13 protein-coding genes are annotated in these 16,604 nt (G+C 56.9%); 9 read left to right on the top strand and 4 right to left on the bottom strand.

The window, feature by feature from the left end; all coding sequences use genetic code 11:
• The first annotated feature begins 33 nt into the window (after positions 1 to 33).
• The 6 genes from MKZ07_RS01230 (at position 34) to MKZ07_RS01255 (ending at position 7,881) form a co-directional block, all read left to right on the top strand.
• Positions 34 to 822, top strand: coding sequence for a carbohydrate ABC transporter permease (locus tag MKZ07_RS01230; protein ID WP_051494135.1), 789 nt, complete (start codon positions 34 to 36; stop codon positions 820 to 822).
• A gap of 63 nt (positions 823 to 885) precedes the next feature.
• Positions 886 to 2,244 (top strand): ABC transporter substrate-binding protein, encoded by a 1,359-nt coding sequence (locus MKZ07_RS01235; protein WP_341024065.1) that lies wholly within the window; start codon positions 886 to 888, stop codon positions 2,242 to 2,244.
• A 124-nt stretch (positions 2,245 to 2,368) separates the two neighbouring features.
• Complete coding sequence (locus MKZ07_RS01240; RefSeq protein WP_341024067.1) at positions 2,369 to 4,195, top strand: cache domain-containing sensor histidine kinase; 1,827 nt, start codon at positions 2,369 to 2,371, stop codon at positions 4,193 to 4,195.
• Positions 4,188 to 5,831, top strand: a complete 1,644-nt coding sequence (locus MKZ07_RS01245; protein WP_036702469.1) for a response regulator transcription factor — start codon at positions 4,188 to 4,190, stop codon at positions 5,829 to 5,831. The genes MKZ07_RS01240 and MKZ07_RS01245 overlap by 8 nt, the downstream gene beginning before the upstream one ends.
• A 101-nt stretch (positions 5,832 to 5,932) precedes the next feature.
• Positions 5,933 to 6,712, top strand: coding sequence for a glucosamine-6-phosphate deaminase (locus tag MKZ07_RS01250; RefSeq protein WP_036702467.1), 780 nt, complete (start codon positions 5,933 to 5,935; stop codon positions 6,710 to 6,712).
• The gene (locus MKZ07_RS01255; protein ID WP_341024072.1) at positions 6,709 to 7,881 is read left to right on the top strand and encodes an N-acetylglucosamine-6-phosphate deacetylase; all 1,173 of its coding nucleotides are present in this window, start codon (positions 6,709 to 6,711) and stop codon (positions 7,879 to 7,881) included. Before MKZ07_RS01250 ends, MKZ07_RS01255 begins: the two co-directional genes overlap by 4 nt.
• 749 nt (positions 7,882 to 8,630) lie before the next feature.
• Here the strand turns inward: MKZ07_RS01255 and MKZ07_RS01260 are convergent.
• Entirely contained in the window at positions 8,631 to 9,200 is a 570-nt protein-coding gene (locus MKZ07_RS01260) for a YdeI/OmpD-associated family protein (protein WP_036702464.1), read from the bottom strand.
• A 495-nt stretch (positions 9,201 to 9,695) separates the two neighbouring features.
• Between MKZ07_RS01260 and MKZ07_RS01265 the strand changes: the two genes are divergently transcribed.
• Positions 9,696 to 11,777, top strand: a complete 2,082-nt coding sequence (locus MKZ07_RS01265) for a methyl-accepting chemotaxis protein (RefSeq protein WP_156949772.1) — start codon at positions 9,696 to 9,698, stop codon at positions 11,775 to 11,777.
• Here the strand turns inward: MKZ07_RS01265 and MKZ07_RS01270 are convergent.
• Positions 11,757 to 12,656, bottom strand: coding sequence for an NAD-dependent epimerase/dehydratase family protein (locus MKZ07_RS01270; RefSeq protein ID WP_036702460.1), 900 nt, complete (start codon positions 12,654 to 12,656; stop codon positions 11,757 to 11,759). The two genes, MKZ07_RS01265 and MKZ07_RS01270, sit on opposite strands and share 21 nt — an antisense overlap.
• A 55-nt stretch (positions 12,657 to 12,711) precedes the next feature.
• Positions 12,712 to 13,482: a sigma-70 family RNA polymerase sigma factor gene (locus tag MKZ07_RS01275; RefSeq protein WP_051494133.1), complete on the bottom strand. Its 771-nt coding sequence runs from the start codon at positions 13,480 to 13,482 to the stop codon at positions 12,712 to 12,714.
• A 137-nt stretch (positions 13,483 to 13,619) separates the two neighbouring features.
• On the opposite strand from MKZ07_RS01275, the gene MKZ07_RS01280 reads away from it, so the two are divergent.
• Positions 13,620 to 14,237, top strand: coding sequence for an ATP-dependent Clp protease proteolytic subunit (locus MKZ07_RS01280; protein ID WP_268748828.1), 618 nt, complete (start codon positions 13,620 to 13,622; stop codon positions 14,235 to 14,237).
• Positions 14,238 to 14,256: 19 nt separating this feature from the next.
• Positions 14,257 to 14,463: a hypothetical protein gene (locus MKZ07_RS01285; RefSeq protein WP_036702456.1), complete on the top strand. Its 207-nt coding sequence runs from the start codon at positions 14,257 to 14,259 to the stop codon at positions 14,461 to 14,463.
• 164 nt (positions 14,464 to 14,627) lie between these two features.
• Here the strand turns inward: MKZ07_RS01285 and MKZ07_RS01290 are convergent, their stop codons facing one another.
• Positions 14,628 to 16,451, bottom strand: a complete 1,824-nt coding sequence (locus MKZ07_RS01290; protein WP_051494132.1) for an acyltransferase — start codon at positions 16,449 to 16,451, stop codon at positions 14,628 to 14,630.
• Positions 16,452 to 16,604: the final 153 nt, after the last annotated feature.

Raw genomic sequence — 16,604 nt, forward strand, 5'->3', positions numbered from 1 at the left:
CTGGATTGGGGAAAAGCCATCATCACCCTGATCATGGCGCTGCTGGGGATCGTGTTTTTGCTTCCTTTTATATGGATGCTGTCTGCTTCGCTTAAGCCGGAGGCCGATGTCTTCAAGTATCCGATTGAATGGATTCCGCAGACCCTGCGGGCGTCCTTCAACTATCATTCCGTCTGGTTCGGCAAAGCCAACTTCACGCTCTATTACTGGAACTCAATCAAGGTCACGGCGCTCACCACGCTCCTGTCTGTGGGAGTGTCCAGCATGGCCGCCTACGGCTTCACCAAAATCCGCTTCCCCGGCAGAAATGCACTGTTCGTACTGGTGCTGGCAACCTATATGATTCCTGCGGAAGCCACACTGGTGCCGCTGTTCATCATCTTCCGTTCCACGGGCCTGTACGATACGCATCTGGGCCTGATCCTGCTGGGCGGGTTCAGCGTGCTGGGCACCTTCCTGCTCCGCCAGTTCTTCGCTTCGCTCTCGAACGAATATATCGAATCGGCACAGATTGACGGTGCGGGCCATCTGCGCATCTTCACCTTCATTCTGTTTCCGCTGGTCCGGCCCGCGATTGCCACGTATGCGATTCTGCGGTTTATCTGGACCTGGAATGATTTTCAGACGCCGCTGGTCTTCCTAAACAGTAAGACGCTCTACACGCTACAGCTTGGCATGAACGCCTTCGCCGACCGTAACGGCGCCTTCTATTCGCTGATTATGGCGGCCTCGGTCTCGGCTATTGTCCCGCTGCTGATTGTGTTCATCCTCGGGCAGAAGCAGGTGATCGAAGGCATTTCCTTGGGGGGGGTGAAGGGGTGAAGGCCGGCAAGTTCCCGGAAGTTGCATAACCGGATGTAAACCACATTAGAAGGGGTGTTATGGATGAAAAAGAATGTGTTCGCGCTGGTATGGATCGTCGTGCTTCTGGTAGCCTTGGCAGGCTGTGGCAATTCGGGCAACAATAGTGCATCGCCCACTTCTGGCAGTACGGCTGCACCGGAGGCGGGGGAGAGTGCCGCACCTTCCGCAGAACCGGTAACGATCAAGGTGGCTAACTGGTCCCCTGCGGCGGATATGGAGCCTCTGCTGAAGGCCTATGAGGATTCACATCCGGGCGTCACCCTGGAATATGTCGAGCTTGCCGACAACGGGGACTCTGTGGCCGGAATGAAAAAGCTGGATCTGCTCGTGGCTTCCGGCGAGAACCTGGATGTGGTATTCATGCCCGGAGCAACCGACTATTCACAGCGCGCCGGACTGGGCCTGCTGGCTCCGCTCAATGACCTGATCAGCAAGGAAGGGATCACGCTGGCTGACGAATACACGATTGATCCATCCGTGGACGGTAAGGTGTATGCACTCCCGGATACGCTTGAGAATTATTTTGTCCTCTTGAACAAGGACAAGCTGGATGCGGCAGGATTAGCCGTTCCGACGGAATGGAGCTGGGACGACTATCTCGATTATGCAGCCAAACTGACCAGCGGCACTGGCCCCTCCAAGACCTTCGGCACCTATTTCCATACCTGGGCCATGTACTGGGAGCTCGGAATCATCAACCAGGAGAAGGACAATAATCTGGTCAATAACGGTATCGTAAATATCGACAGCGCGGGCATCCGCAAGTCTCTGGAGCTGCGCAATAAGGCTGAGGAATCCGGAGTGGCCGTACCGTATGCCGATACGATCTCCCAGAAGCTCGCATACCGCTCAGAATTCTTCACCGGACATGCCGCGATGATCGTGACCGGCAATTGGATGATCGGTGAAGCCGGCGGGTCGGAGGAGTTCCCGGCTACGTTCACCACCGCGTTCGCGCCGATGCCTTCGAACAGTGCAGGAGAACCGAGCGGGGTCAGTATTGCTAACGGCAACTACGTTGGAATTCTGGAAAAGTCGAAGCATCAGCAGGAAGCGTATGATTTCATCCGCTGGTACTCCACGGAGGGCGAGCAGATGCAGAATGTATACTCCGCCTGGAAGAAGCAGGATGTGGACCAGTTCATTGCAGGCGTCAAAACCAAGGCCATGAGCCCGGACAACATTGACGAAACCTCACTGGCCTATGTGATCAAGAATGCGAAGCCTGCTCCCTTAAGTGTGCCGCCGACCTACCAGGGCGAGCTGGAAACGGCCTTTACCAAAGAGACCGAGCTGTTCATCCTGAAGCAGCAGGATCTGGAGACTACGATCAGCGAAGCGCAGGCGGAGCTGCAGAAGATTGTGGATGCCAATAAGTAAAAATTGGCAGGGCTAAACGGCCGGATTTTACCTGAAATCCTGCGGTGAAATCAGCTGCTAGAGGCGGAAAGCTGATATGATAGAAGCATAGACACGATAGTCTGATTGTGAAGGGGGATGGCCATTGCTGCTAAGAGGATGGAGACTCGGTTTTCGCAATAAGCTGCTCGTCGCTTCCCTGCTCTGTCTGCTGCTTCCCGCCTCTATTACCCTGTATATTTCCAATTCCTGCACAGAGCATATCCTCCGTTCCCAGGTGATTCAGAATGAACGCCGTTCGCTGGAGCAGGAGAGCCTGTACATCTCGAACCTCTTTAGCAATATGGTGCTGGTGGCGAATTATATCCAGTTCGATCCCGGCATCACACTTATTCTCAAAGAAAACTGGCAGCGCAGCAAGCTGCACCAGCCTGATACAGCCAGGCATATCCTGGATTTCAAAGAGGTGACCGACAAGCTGGTCAGCGTGACCTCCATGATGGAAAAAACGTTCGTGACCGTCCTCACCTCGGACGGGCAATACTACTCCAATTATTCCTACGCCAAGCTCGATGTCGGGGCACTGCTCCAGCAGCCCTGGATGGATACCGCCCGCAAGCAGCCTGCCTTCGAGCTGTACTGGGCAGGCGTAATTGATAACTATATCCCGACCGCAGCAGCCGGCAGCCCGCAGGTGCTTACGATTGCCCGCAATCTCAAGCTGTCCTCCAGTTCAACCTACGCTACGGTAATAATCAGTATCGCCGAGAGCCGGATCAGCCAGATCTTGAGTGATAGCGGGAAGGGACAGCAGACCCTGCTGATTGCGCCGGACGGAACGGTGATTGCCGCCCGGGACAAGTCCCTGCTGGGCCGGCCGTTCTCACTTATGGATGCCGTGAAGCCCGCCGCCGCTTTCAGCTTCATCGATTACCGGGGGGAGCAGTATCTGCTCAGCAGTCTGGAGATCCCTTACGGCAATTACCGGATTGTCAGCCTGTCGCCTTACCGTGAGGCGGTCAGCCGGATCAGCGCGACCCACCGCTGGAGTACGGCGGTGCAGGTGGTGTCGGGCGCTTTTTTCCTGCTGATCCTGGTGCTGCTGGTCAGGCAGTTCACGAAGCCGGTTATCCGGCTCGATCAGGTGGCGGCGCGGGTGGACCGGGGGGAGCTCGGCCTCCGTTCGGGAGTCCGGGGCTATGATGAGATCGGGCGGCTGGGCAAATCCTTCGATCATATGCTGGACCGGGTAGAAGGGATGGTACTTCAGATCAAGGAAGAGCAGGCACAGAAGCGCAAGGCGGAGCTGGCGATGCTGCAATCGCAGATTAATCCCCACTTCCTGTTCAATATCCTGAACTCGATCCGCTTGCGCATTATGATGCGGGGAGATGAGGAGAATGCGGAACTGCTCTTCTCGCTCTCCCGGCTGCTGCGTATGACGATTCAACAGCGGGATGAATACACTACGCTGCATGATGAGCTGTATATTGTCAGGAGCTATGTGGAGCTGCTGAATTTCCGCCAGTCCGAGGAGGTGGCGCTGGATACTGATTGTACCTCCGAGAGCCTCAGTGTCCGTATCCCCCGCTTCCTGCTTCAGCCTGTCATTGAGAATGCCTATATTCATGGGCTGCGCCAAGGGGGCGGGCGTATTCTGATCCGAACCTGGACGCAGGATCACCGGCTGTTCATTGAGATAGAAGACAACGGTCAGGGGATGGATGAGGTCACTCTGAGCCGCCTGCGCGCCGGGCTAAGCTCCAAGCCGCCGGGCAAGGAAGCGATGCCGCCTGGCAGGCTGGCCCACATCGGAATGTCCAATGTCTATGAACGTCTGCATCTGACTTACGGTTCAGCCTTCCAGATTACGATGGACAGCAGGCCCGGCGAGGGGACAACCTTCCGGTTCGTGCTGCCCGTGCAGATTCCGGATCAGGCTGAGGAAAGGGAGCGTGGTAGGGATGTATAGCGTAATGCTGGTGGATGATGATCAGCCGGTATTGGATTTCCTGTCGGCAATGATTCCCTGGGACGAGCTTGGATTCACGCTGCATTCGGCCTGCAAGAACGGTCTGGTCGCTCTGGAGAAGGCCGGGGCGGACATGCCGGATATTGTGATTACAGACATTGGCATGCCGTATATGGATGGTCTGGAGCTGATCCGCGAGCTGAAGATGCGAAGCGGGGAGGTGCGCGTGGTTGTGCTGTCCTGCATGGATGACTTCACCTATGCGCAGCAGGCGGTCAAGCTGATGGTGAGCGACTATATTCTGAAGGAGACGATGAGCCGAGAGCTGATCATCACCCTGCTCCGGGAGCTGGGCGGGGAGCTGCGCCGCAGGGACGAGGAGAAGGCCCAGACGCTGAAATGGAAAAGCATGGCCGAGCATCAAAAGGGGCTGCTGAAGCAACGGGTACTGGAACGGATCATTGCCCGGGAGCTGCCAGGCAGCGAGTGGCAGAGTGACGCTGCCGAGCTGGGCCTTAAGCCTGAGCTCACAGCTCATGTGGCTGTGCTCTGCCGGATTAGCGGAGACAGCGGGGATTCTGCGGGGGAGGAGCCTAGGCGGATGGCCTTGGCGGCATCGGCGGCTGAGTCGGTGTATCAGGACAATACTGCTGTCCTATGCCTGCCCTACAGCGGCCGTGATTGTGTACTGGTGTTCACCGGCGGTATGGGGAACGGGGCAGAGGCCGGACACATCTCTATGCTGGGCAGGCTGCGTTCAGCCATTCAAGCCGTGCCGGGGGTAAGGGCCTCCTTTCAATACCTGTGTATCCCTGCGGGCAGCGGGCATTTCCGCGAGGGGCTGATTGAGCTGCTAACCCAAGGCCGGGAGTATGCCTTCTACTTGAAGCCGGGCGAGCTAACGGGACTGAAGGAGCTTCCGCCGTTCACAGAGGAGGACCTGTTCACCCGTTACGCCGAAGCTGCGCACGAGATCCGCGAAGCCTTCCTGGAGGAATCCGCGGACAGGCTTGCGAAGCTGCTGGCCCAATGGATGGACCACATCCGTCTGAAGCGTTATGCCCCGCGCCAGGTGAAGGAATGGACGCTCAAGCTGCTCTACGACAATCAGATGCGGCTGATGGCGCGCCAGCAGTTCCAGTCTACTTTTTCGCTGGAGCTGCTGCATGATACCCTGGCGGACATTGACGATATCGGCACGTTGGAGAGCTGGTCCCTGGCCTTCTTCTACGAACGGCTTCCTTATATCCGCGAGATGTACCAGGAGACCCGGCGGGAGGAGATTAAGAAGGTGAAGCAATATGTAGACCGCCATCTGAACCGGAAGATCACCCTGGAGGAGGTGGCGGAATATACGCATTTGAATTCGAGCTATTTCAGCCGCCTGTTCAAGAAGGAGACCGGAATGAGCTTCATCCACTACGTTACCCATATCAAAATGGAGCAGGCCAAGGAATGGCTGGACCAATCTCCGCAAAGCGTGGAACAGGTTGCCGAGCGGCTCGGGTATGAGAATAAGAGCTATTTCACGAAGCTGTTCAAGCTGCATACCGGTGCTACGCCCGGAGAATTCCGGGGAGAGGAAGGCAGCCGTTCCGCACAACCCCCTGAAGCAAGGAGGCATTACCCATGCTGACGATCAAACCGATTCATACAACCCTCTGAAGTAAGGAGGCATTACCCATGCTGACGATCAAACCGATTCACACAACCCCCTGAAGCAAGGAGGCACTACCCATGCTGACGATCAAACCGATTCACACCGAGCTGTCGGGTGCTATGCTTGTCCGTGTATACAAAAACCGTGCACAGCTTGGAGCTGCTGCCGGGCGTGAGGCGGCGGCAGCCATCCGGGCGCTGCTGGCCTCCAAAGCGCAGGTGCGGATCGTCTTCGCCGCCGCCCCTTCGCAGAACGAATTCCTTGCTGAGCTTGCCACTGCGAAGGAGCTGGACTGGAGCCGCATTACCGCATTCCATATGGATGAATATACCGGCCTGCCGGCAGGCTCACCGCAGAGCTTCGGCCGCTTCCTCCGGGAGGCGCTGTTCGACAAGGTCCGGCCGGGAACGGTTCATTATCTGAGTCCTGCCGCAGGTAGCGAAGCGGAATGCAGGCGTTACGGGCGGCTGCTGGCAGAAGCGCCTATCGATATAGTCTGCCTTGGCATCGGGGAGAACGGCCACTTGGCGTTCAATGATCCGCCGGTAGCCGATTTCGCTGATCCGCTTCCTGTGAAGCTGGTGGTCTTGGATGATATCTGCCGGAGGCAGCAGGTGAATGACGGGTGTTTTGCCAGTCTGGAGGAAGTGCCGCAGCAGGCCTTGACGCTTACGATACCGGTGCTACTGTCCGCGCAATGGCTGTTCTGCATGGTGCCGGGCGCTTCCAAGCGCGGTGCGGTGACCCGGACGCTGCATGAATCCGTCTCTACGGCATGTCCGTCCACCATCTTGCGGGGGCATGGGGACTGCCGGATGTTCCTGGATACCGACTCGTTCGGGGCAGTCTTCTCATGAAGCTGGAGGCGCTGCATTACCGGACGGGCGAGCCGGTCCGGCTTACGGTGGAGGAGGGCTTAATTGCTGCTATCGAACCGCTGGAGACCCGGCTGACGCTGGAGGAACAGGCAGAGCTGCCGCTGGTGGCTCCGGGGCTTGTCGATCTGCAGATCAACGGTTATGGCGGACATGATTTCAATCATCCGGCACTGACTGCAGAGGATGTCAAGAAGGCAGTCCGCGCGGTATGGCGGGAAGGTGTGACCGCCTGTTACCCTACGGTGATTACCGGCGCGCCGTATACCATCCTGGGGGCGATGCGGGCTATTGCCCGGGCCTGTGACGAGGATGCAGCCAGCGCGGCGACCATTAAGGGCATCCATCTGGAGGGCCCGTTCCTCTCGCCGGAGGACGGTCCGCGCGGGGCGCATGCCCTGGAGCATATCCGGCCGCCGGACACGGCCCTGCTCGATCAGTGGCAGGCGGCCTCTGGCGGGCGCCTCGCCATCGTGACGCTGTCCCCCGAGTGGGAGGGGAGCGCAGAGTTCATCCGCCACTGCGTCCGGCAGGGGATCACCGTCTCCATCGGGCATACGTCAGCGGATGCCGCGCAGATTGCCGGGGCGGTAGCCGCCGGAGCGCGGCTGTCCACGCATCTGGGCAATGGCGCGCATGCTATGCTGCCGCGCCATCCGAACTACCTGTGGACCCAGCTCGCGGAGGACGGGCTGTGGTGCACATTGATCGCCGACGGCTTCCACCTCCCGGAGGAGGTGCTGAAGGTGGCGATGAAGGTCAAGGGCCAGCGGGCACTGCTGGTCAGCGATGCCGTTGCCCTTGCCGGGCTGGCGCCCGGCAGCTACGACACGCCAGTCGGCGGCCGTGTCGTGCTGACCCCGGCGGGCCGGCTGCATCTCGCCGGCGAGCCCGGGCTGCTGGCGGGCTCGGCGCAGATGCTGCTGCGCCACATCGCGCGCCTCAGCGCCGCGGGCCTGGCCGCGCTGCCGGACGCTTGGGACATGGCGTCCGTGCGCCCGGCAGGCTTCATGGCCCTGCCTGCGGCGGCGGGCCTGGCGGCCGGGGCACCGGCCGATCTGGCGCTGATCCGCCGGACCGGGCCGGGCGGTGCCGGGATTGCGCTGGCAGCGCTGTGCCAGGCCGGCGGCTGGGTGTACCGCCGGGACTGAGAGGCGCGGCGGTAAGGTGTGGGCAGGCCTCCGGTTACGGGGGCCTGTTATGATATGTAAGTGAATCGCTCAAATTGAGCGATTATAGAGAGCGGGAGCGGCAGGTGCTGGGCGAGGGTATGGTTAGGGTATGAGCATGGGCAGGGGCATGAGTACGAGTACGAGTATGGCTGTTGCGCCAGCGTCAGCACCACGCCAGTAACATTAATAGTAAATGTATTCGGTTTTCTGAATACACCCGCACTAGCATCCGCAATACGTCCGCACTAGCGTCAACGTCTGCGCCAGCACCTGGACCACAAGCTGCATCACATCAGCATCAATATATGTGTACTGAATTAGCCTCATCGTCTGCATCAGCCCCTGCCGCAGGGAACAGTTGGATTTTAAACACTCGTTCAGGAACGGAAGGGGACACAGCGAGTCGTAGTTGGAAAAAAGGCACTTAATATGCTGGCATCAGAGCCATAGAGGGAGTTTGCACAATAATAAATGACATAAATCCAATTAAATTCTGCAAACGCTCCAAAGGACCCAGAATAGGATACGTTTTTCCAACTAATATGCATTATGTAATCTCCATCATGCAGAGCACATCCCAGTACTTTCAATGTACCCATCACACATCCCCACACTTGCCGTTTGTGCAAACCATTCGGGAGCTATATGCCCCGCCTGTAAGGACAATTTGTCCGAAATCAAACTCACCAACAGAACTAATAATCCACCAGAACTATACTCCAACCGAACTAATACTCCAGCAGACGCCCACCGTCATGCCATTGGCCGTACATTTTGTTCACTCTGGTATTCTCTATGAATTTGTCCAATCTGCGTTCGAACAGCTCCGGCTGGCGGATGTAGCTCTGAATGGTGTCGATCCGCACCCGCTGATATAGCGCCGGGAAGGCCAGGAAATGGCGGTACACCTGCTCATCCGCCTTCAATCTCTGCTCAATCACGGGATCAATTCGAAAAGCTTCTTCATCCATATCCGGCAGGCACCGCCGTCCCTCGGCGCGCATCAGTCCCAGCTTCTCCAGGCGGCGGACGCGCTCCTTATTCAGCTCGGTCCATGAGCTGCGCTTGCTGCGCGGGGATAATCTCTGTATCAGCTTCGAGTCAGCCGCCGCCTTCTTCACCCCGTCAATCCAGCCGAAGCACAGCGCTTCTTCCACGGCGTCCAGATACAGTATCGTCCCCGGGAGCGGCTTGAGACTGACTTCTATCCAGCAAGAACCCTCTGTGGTGCTGTTCGCCATTAGCCAATCTCTTAATTCTTCTCTTGAAGTAGCTTCAAGCCTATTTTCAATGCTCACTGTTACTCTTCAGTCCCTTCTTGCGTATGCCTTCTGCGCTCTTGCTGGTACAAATCCTGCATATTATACAACTTCTCCCTCATTAAATTAATCCTAATCTGAAAATATTGCACAAAAGGCAGCATTCCCTCTACTCTAAGGGGTTGGGCGGCGATATTCCTGCATTTTGTGCAACAATCTTTAGAATTACCCTTTTATCGGTATATCAAAGTTGCAATTTGTACAACAACCGGGCCTGCCGCTGCTGTCACACCTTGTCTCTCTGACACCCACCGGCCCAATCGTCCCGTACAAATAAGCCGTGTTCCTATCCAATAGTCTTATTAGTCCAATTAGTCCTGTCATTCCTTAAATTCTGCACATTTGTTAACAGTTTCGCAACAGAATCTTTACGCTGCGCATACATAACTTAGGAGGACAATTAATATCCGGCTTTTACAATTAGAGAGTATTAGCAGAATATACCTATTGCAAAATCAGGCTGGATATGAAGGGATGATACTTTTGAAGGGGAAGCCGCTGCACTTTTCGATGAAATGGAAGCTGATCTTGAGTTTCTCGGCGATTACACTTATTTTTCTGGGCGTGGCTGTGTACCAGGGACATAAAATCAAGCAGGTCGAGCAATCCATGGAACGGCAGAAGAGCGAAATGGAGAATAGAATTACGGTCTCAACCATCACCCAGCAGCTGCAGGAGCTGAACCGTGCGGAGACTTCCTTGGCGGAATCCAGTGACCTGGAGCAGGCCGAACCGTTGCAGGAGAAGCAGCAGCAGCTGTCTGCGGAGCTGGTCAAGGTGAATTTTGAACAGGGTACGCATGCTTCTGCCAGTTATAAGCTACTGTCTGCACAAGCAAAAGAATATGGCGCTCTAACGAAAGAACTGGTAACGACGATATCGGACGAGACCCTTGATCCGCTGAGTGTGCTGGAGACCATAGATGGTATACATACAAAAGCGCTTGCGCTGAATCAGGACATGCTAAAGACTAACGGTGAGCTGTACACCGCTGCCGCTGCCAATGCCGATCAGGCCCAGGGGGTCTCCTTCGCTCTGCTGGATGATACCGTATCCATCGTGATGTACGCTGCGATCGCAGTCTCCCTGTTTATGCTGATGCTCGCTTGGCTGCTGATCCGCTCGTTCCTGTCACCAGTGCGCAAGCTTCAGGCGGCGCTCAGACAGATCGCGGAGGGCGATCTGCGGCAGCAGATTAACTCCCCGTACAATGACGAGCTGGGACAGCTGAGCCATCATTTCGACCATATGGTCGGCAGGGTACAGGAGATGCTGCGGCAGACCTTGTCTGCGGCAGGTTCGCTTGCCGATTACGCGCAATCTTTTGAGGAGTCTTCGGCCGTTACAGCGCATACGAACCAGAATATTGTAAGAACTATACAGGAGATTTCGCTTGGGGCAGACCAGCAGGCCAGCCAGTCGGAGCAGAGCACGCAGCTCCTGGAGGAGCTGGCCAGTGGGGTCCAGGAAATTACTGACTATACCGATGTAATGCTGACTACAAGTGAAGCGGCTAACCGGAACAGACAGCAGGGCTCGGATACCGTTACGGCTCTGCGCCACAGCTCCCGTCAGTCCCGGGAATCCATCGGCAAGGTGTATGGTGCGCTGGACAAGCTGGTGAACCAGTCCAAGGATATCTCGCGCATTACCCATTCAATCACCGAAATCTCGAAGCAGACGAATATTCTCTCGCTGAATGCGGCCATCGAGGCTGCCAGAGCGGGAGCAGCAGGCAAAGGCTTCTCGGTGATTGCCGATGAAGTCCGGCAGCTGTCCGTACAGACGAATGACTCCTCGGTGCATATCAGCAGGATTATTCAGGAGCTTGGGGCCGGTATGGCGGATTTCCAGGGACATATGCTGGAGACCCGGGACAGCCTGGAGCAGCAGGACCATCAGGTGGAGCAGACCCTGGCTTCCTTCGCCGCTATCGACGAATCGATTACAGGCATCAGCACACAGATCGGGCAAATTCACCTCAAGGTGGAACAGACCCGTACCCTCAATTCACGGCTTGCCGAATCTGTACATTCTGTTGCGGCTGTAGCTGAGCAGACGGCGGCCGGAGTTCAGGAGGTTAACGCTTCCAGCACCCAGCAGGATCAGGCCATCGGGGACATTGCAAGGCAGGCCGGGGAGATTAATGAAATCTCGCAACGGCTGTTCCGGGAGATCAATGTGTTCAAAATACCGGAGGCTGCTGAGGACGGAATTACACGGGAAGCAGCATCTGAGCAAGAATCAGCAGCGGATTCCGGTTCAAATTCAAGTTCAGCACATGCAGATACAACGGTTCGCGGAAGGGTGCAGGCATCGAAAGTGAAGGCGCAAGCGAAGACAGAAGAGCATATCCAGGCCAAGCCACAGCAGGAGATGCATAAGAACCTCACGCAACAGACGAGAAAAAAGGCAGAAGCCGAAATTCAACGGCCCCTGCCTGCGGGAATACCGGTGCAGGATAAGCCTGCGCCCGGCCTGAGTACATTTGTTAACGAACCGCAGAAAGAGATCTCCAAAGAGCTGGAAGAGGAACTACTGGTCCTGGCGAAGTGAATGGGTCAGCGACGAGACCAGCTCTGGGAACCACTCTGATAAGGATAGGAAGCTGAAGCCCGCCGAGCGGGCTTTTGCCGTATCCATGAACCAGGATGCACCGATGCCAAAAGGGGATTGCTCTGCTTCCGCCGCCTCACACTGGACGACAGCCGTCCTTCCCGTGATCTGTTCGATGATGGAAATAACGCTGCCAATGGTCAGGGTGCCGTCCGAGCAGGCGTTCACCGGCCCCGTGACAGCTGAGCCCTCCCGGCCCAGCCAATGCAGGAAATCAGCCGCTTCGTCCGAACGGATGAACGAGATCTCCGCCTGCGGATTAGGAATGCCAATCAGTTGACCTGCCAGAACATGCTCGATGTGAAAATGCAGCCGGCGCGTATAATCATCTGTGCCCAGCACAATCGGAAAACGTACCGCAGCCACCGGGAAATCCGCTGTCTGAAGCAGAATCGCTTCGGCTTGCCTTTTGCCTTCCTGGTAACTGACTTCCGTCTTTCCGCCAGACTTCAGCGGATAATACCAAGGATCGAAGTCCGTTTCAGCCAGCGCCTCCGGCTGCGGATCGTACACGGATAAGCTGGAAGTCAGGATATACCGCTTGGTCCGCCCGGCCCAGATCCGCACAGCAGCAGCCGCCTCATCCGGCGTGTAGCAAATATTATCGTAGACGATATCCCATAAAGTATCCCCGATAGCTTGCTCAAGCGCCGCTTCATCCGTCCGGTCCACAGCCAGCCGGGTCACACGCTCACCGAAGGTATCCTCAGTTAGCCCCCTGGTCAGGATGGTGACCTCGCTGTCCTGGTCCTGGAGCAGCAGCTCCACCAGTCTTTTGCCGAAAAATCTCGTTCCTCCAAGCACAAGCACCTTCTTCATGGGTTCACTCTCCTAAGTTATAATCAGAGCAGAGCCACTGCTCCATTCATCCGTATTATGCAGCCATCTGAAGCCCGCCGTATGCAGGTGCTCCCTGGGTATAGGCGTATCTGGTGTTGTCTGTATACATGGAATACACGGACTGAACGGTAAAGTTGCTTACAGCAGCGGTTACCTCCCCGGCGTTCTCCTGGCGGAGCAGCTCCAGTAATACTGGAATCTGCCCTTGCTCATAGGCCTCAGCCAGCGCCCGCAGATAACCCCGGTAATCGGCATCCTGCGGAAGCGCGGGACCTTCATGCTGGATCAGCTCCTCCCGGACCTTGCTCAAGGCTTGGCGTGCACGGTGCAGCGCTGCTTTGACCGCGCCTTCCGTCGTAGCCAAGAGTCCGGCGGACTCGGCGGCTGAATACCCCAGTACATCGCGGAGGACCCAGGCGGTCCGCTGCGGCGGCGAGAGATGGGCGAGCAGCGCCTGAAAGGTCAGCTCCGTCCCGGTCAGCTCCTCTAGGGCTGCCGCAGCAGAAGCTGGATCGGTTGACACTCCAGACCGTTCCATGGCACGGATGAGCGACCCCCGGCGGCGGGAAGCGTCAATCCAGGTATTCTTGGCAATCCGCAGCAGCAGGGCTTCGGGATTGGGGCTGATGGTGAATTTGCGGTAGCCGAGCGCTTTGGCCCAGGTCTCCTGCGCCAGATCGTCGGCGTCGCAGCGGGAGCGGGTGAGCGACAGGCAGTAGCGCTGCAAGGTTCTTCCCAGCTCCTGAAGATGTCTTGTATCCATAGCTATCGTATCCGGTGTCCGGTGATGTTCAAGAATCGTCATAGTGGCCCTCTCCTTCGATGGGTTGCGTTGCTTCTATTATATAAACGAACAGCACAATGTAAAAGATACGCACCCCGCTATTTCCGCACCTCTTCCGCCCACCGTATCTTTTCGTGCGGGTGGACCGTTTACAGGGTATCCACACTAAAACAGATCAGAGGAGGCACACCAGAATGAGCGTAATCCCCTATGTGATTGAACAGACAGCCCAAGGAGAGCGGTCCTATGATATTTATTCCCGGCTGCTGAAGGACCGGATTGTATTCGTGGGTGCGGCAATCGATGACGGGCTGGCCAATAGCATTATCGCGCAGCTGCTGTTCCTCGCGGCCGATGAGCCGGAGAAGGATATTCAGATGTTCATTAACAGCCCGGGAGGTTCAACTACCGCAGGCTTCGGTATTTATGATACGATGCAGGTAATTAAACCTCAAGTCAACACGATCTGCACCGGTTTTGCTGCTTCATTCGCTTCACTGCTGCTGCTTGCGGGAGCCACTGGCAAAAGATCGGCCCTGCCGAACAGCGAGATTATGATCCATCAGCCGCATGGCGGGGCGCAGGGGCAGGCCAGCGATATTGCGATCAGCGCCAGACGTATTCTTCAGATCCGTGAGAAGATTGTCGGGATCACCGCTGAGCGGACCGGCCAGCCGAAGGAGAAGGTGGAGAAGGATATGGACCGGGATTACTTCATGTCGGCTGAGGAGGCACTGGAATACGGAATTATTGACACCATCATCACCCATTTGTGAGACGAAGGAGAGGAAGAGCATGCTGGAAGCGCTGAAGGGACAGGAAGTTCATATTCATTTTTTGGATGGTACAAGTGTTAGAGGTGGCGTATTGGAGGAGCTGGATGAACGGTTCGTGAAATACAGTACGGAGTATCAGACCCTCTACATTCCCATTACCTCGATCCGGGCGGTAGAGCTGCAGACCAAGGAACGCGAGCGTCCGCGCGTCGGCTTCGGGCAATAACCAGGAGCAGCCTATAAAAGCGTACAAGACCCCGTCATCACTGCTCAGAACGAGCGGAGATAACGGGGTTTTTGCGCTGAAACGGTACCGTCCTTTTAAAGGACGACAAAGCCGTTTCCACTTATGAAAATAAGTTCAAGCCGCCTTCTGGGCGCAAGCCGCGTTTATACGGATAACGAGAAGGCAGGCTCCAGTCGGTGAACTCCCTTCGGGGAGTAGCCCAGGGCTGAGCTTAACCCGCACAAGTCCGCCAGCAGACAGATAATGCTTAGCCACATCTCCGTGCCCTGCAGGCCGGTCTCCTGCTGCCGCGACAGTTGGAAGGCGAAGCCGCGTCCGGGAACCCAGAAGGGCAGCACTTCGCCGAGCAGCTTCTCTGCCCAAGCGCGAATCTCCGCCTGCCGGTAATCACTCTGCTTCAGGCAGAGCCAGAGCGGGTGGACGACATCCAGCACGTTGCAGGCATTCAGCGCGTCCAGGCGGAAGAAGCGGCGGTCCCGGCTGTGAGCCAGCACGGTATCGATGCTCTGCTCCGGGTACGGCAGGGGCAGGCCGAACTGTGCATAGGTAGCGCGGGTAAGCCGGTAAAAGCCGTTCACCGGCTGCAGCCAGCTCTCCTCCGGAGTAGGCAGACCCCACAGCCCGGAGTCCCGGCTGCAGTGCGTCGCCAGCCAGCCGAACAGATCATCCGGGCGCTTGCCGGAGCCGAAGGACTTCAGATTGTGATACAGCCCGGTAGCATAGCAATCAATCCAGTCGCCGCCGCCCCAGGCATTGTCCGCCCAGGGCAGACTATCAAGCTGCTGATACAGTGTGGCGGTATCCATATTCTCGGCCACGGCTACGGGATAGGTTAGAGCAGAACCTAACACCTCTAGCGCGTAGCCTACAGCGAGAAGATGATAACGCGAGAGATGATCGGTTAACAGCTCCGGCTGATCCTCCGGTCCGGGCGGCGACCACGGGTCGGGCAATAATCCGGTCCCGCTGTCCTGGAACTGGTGTAATGTGGCGGTCAGCTCCTCCTTCGTCCAGCCGGGCGGCAGACTGCCGAACATCGCAGCAATTTCCACAGCATCGCAGTACGCCCTTACAGTCCGCCCCGCTCCAGGCCGGTCCCGGAACAGCTTCTCTCCCTCTATCGTTTCGGAGTAGAACGCAAGCAGGGGAGTTAGCTGCTCCTGCACCTGCTTGCTGAAATTCGCGAGCTGCTCATACAGGCTTGAAGGAGCAGGCTCCGCTCCGCCAAGCGGCAGTACCCCGCTGCCCATTCCCGCTCCTTCAAGCTTAGCAGTATCTGCCTCATATTCAGCAGACGACAGTCTCTGCGCATCCGCTACATGCTCTGCGTATTCGCCAGCCTGCTCTTTCATCTCCATTGCTGCATCCTCCTTATGATCTTCTGTCACTGTCTTCCCGGCCAGACGGCTGCGGATCAGCTTGGCCGGATTGCCGCCGACAATGCTGTACGCCGGTACATCGCGGGTTACGATCGCCCCCGCCGCAACAATGCTGTGCGCCCCGATCCGCACTCCGTCAAGAATCACGGCATTCGCCCCGATCCACACATCATCTCCAATGACAATGCCCTTGACTGTCAGAGGCTGGCGGAAGACCGGAACATCCGTCACGGCATAGCCGTGATTGAAGCCGTATAGACTTGCATGGGAAGCAATCCGTACGCCATTGCCCATGGTAATATCGCCTGACAATATACTATAGCTGTTAATAGAGCAGTCGCTGCCTGTGACCAGCCGTGTGCTGCGGACAATCGCACCTCCGGCGATGTAGCTCCGGTCGCCAAGCGTTAGCTGATCCGGCAGCACAATGGCTTGCGGCGAGACGAAGCAGGCTTCCCCGAAGGTGCAGGGATAATCGGCAGCAAGCTGCTGCTGGTGCCGGTCCTGCTGAAGCCTTTCTTGTTCGGACAGGCCAATCCAAGGCATGTAATCCAGGGCTTGTGCCGTAGTGGACAAGGTTTCAGTCATCTGGTATCTCTCCTTCATCATTCCAGCCGTTAATGTCCTAAGTGTAGCAATGAATGCAGGGGAGTGGCATGGTATAATGAACAGAACTGGCATGTCAAAAACGCTTCAGAAATGAATCCCTGATTGATCCCATCCTTGTAAATGGCAGGCCGA

The organism is Paenibacillus sp. FSL P4-0338, from assembly GCF_038002365.1.
In the GTDB taxonomy this organism is placed as follows: domain Bacteria; phylum Bacillota; class Bacilli; order Paenibacillales; family Paenibacillaceae; genus Paenibacillus_AQ.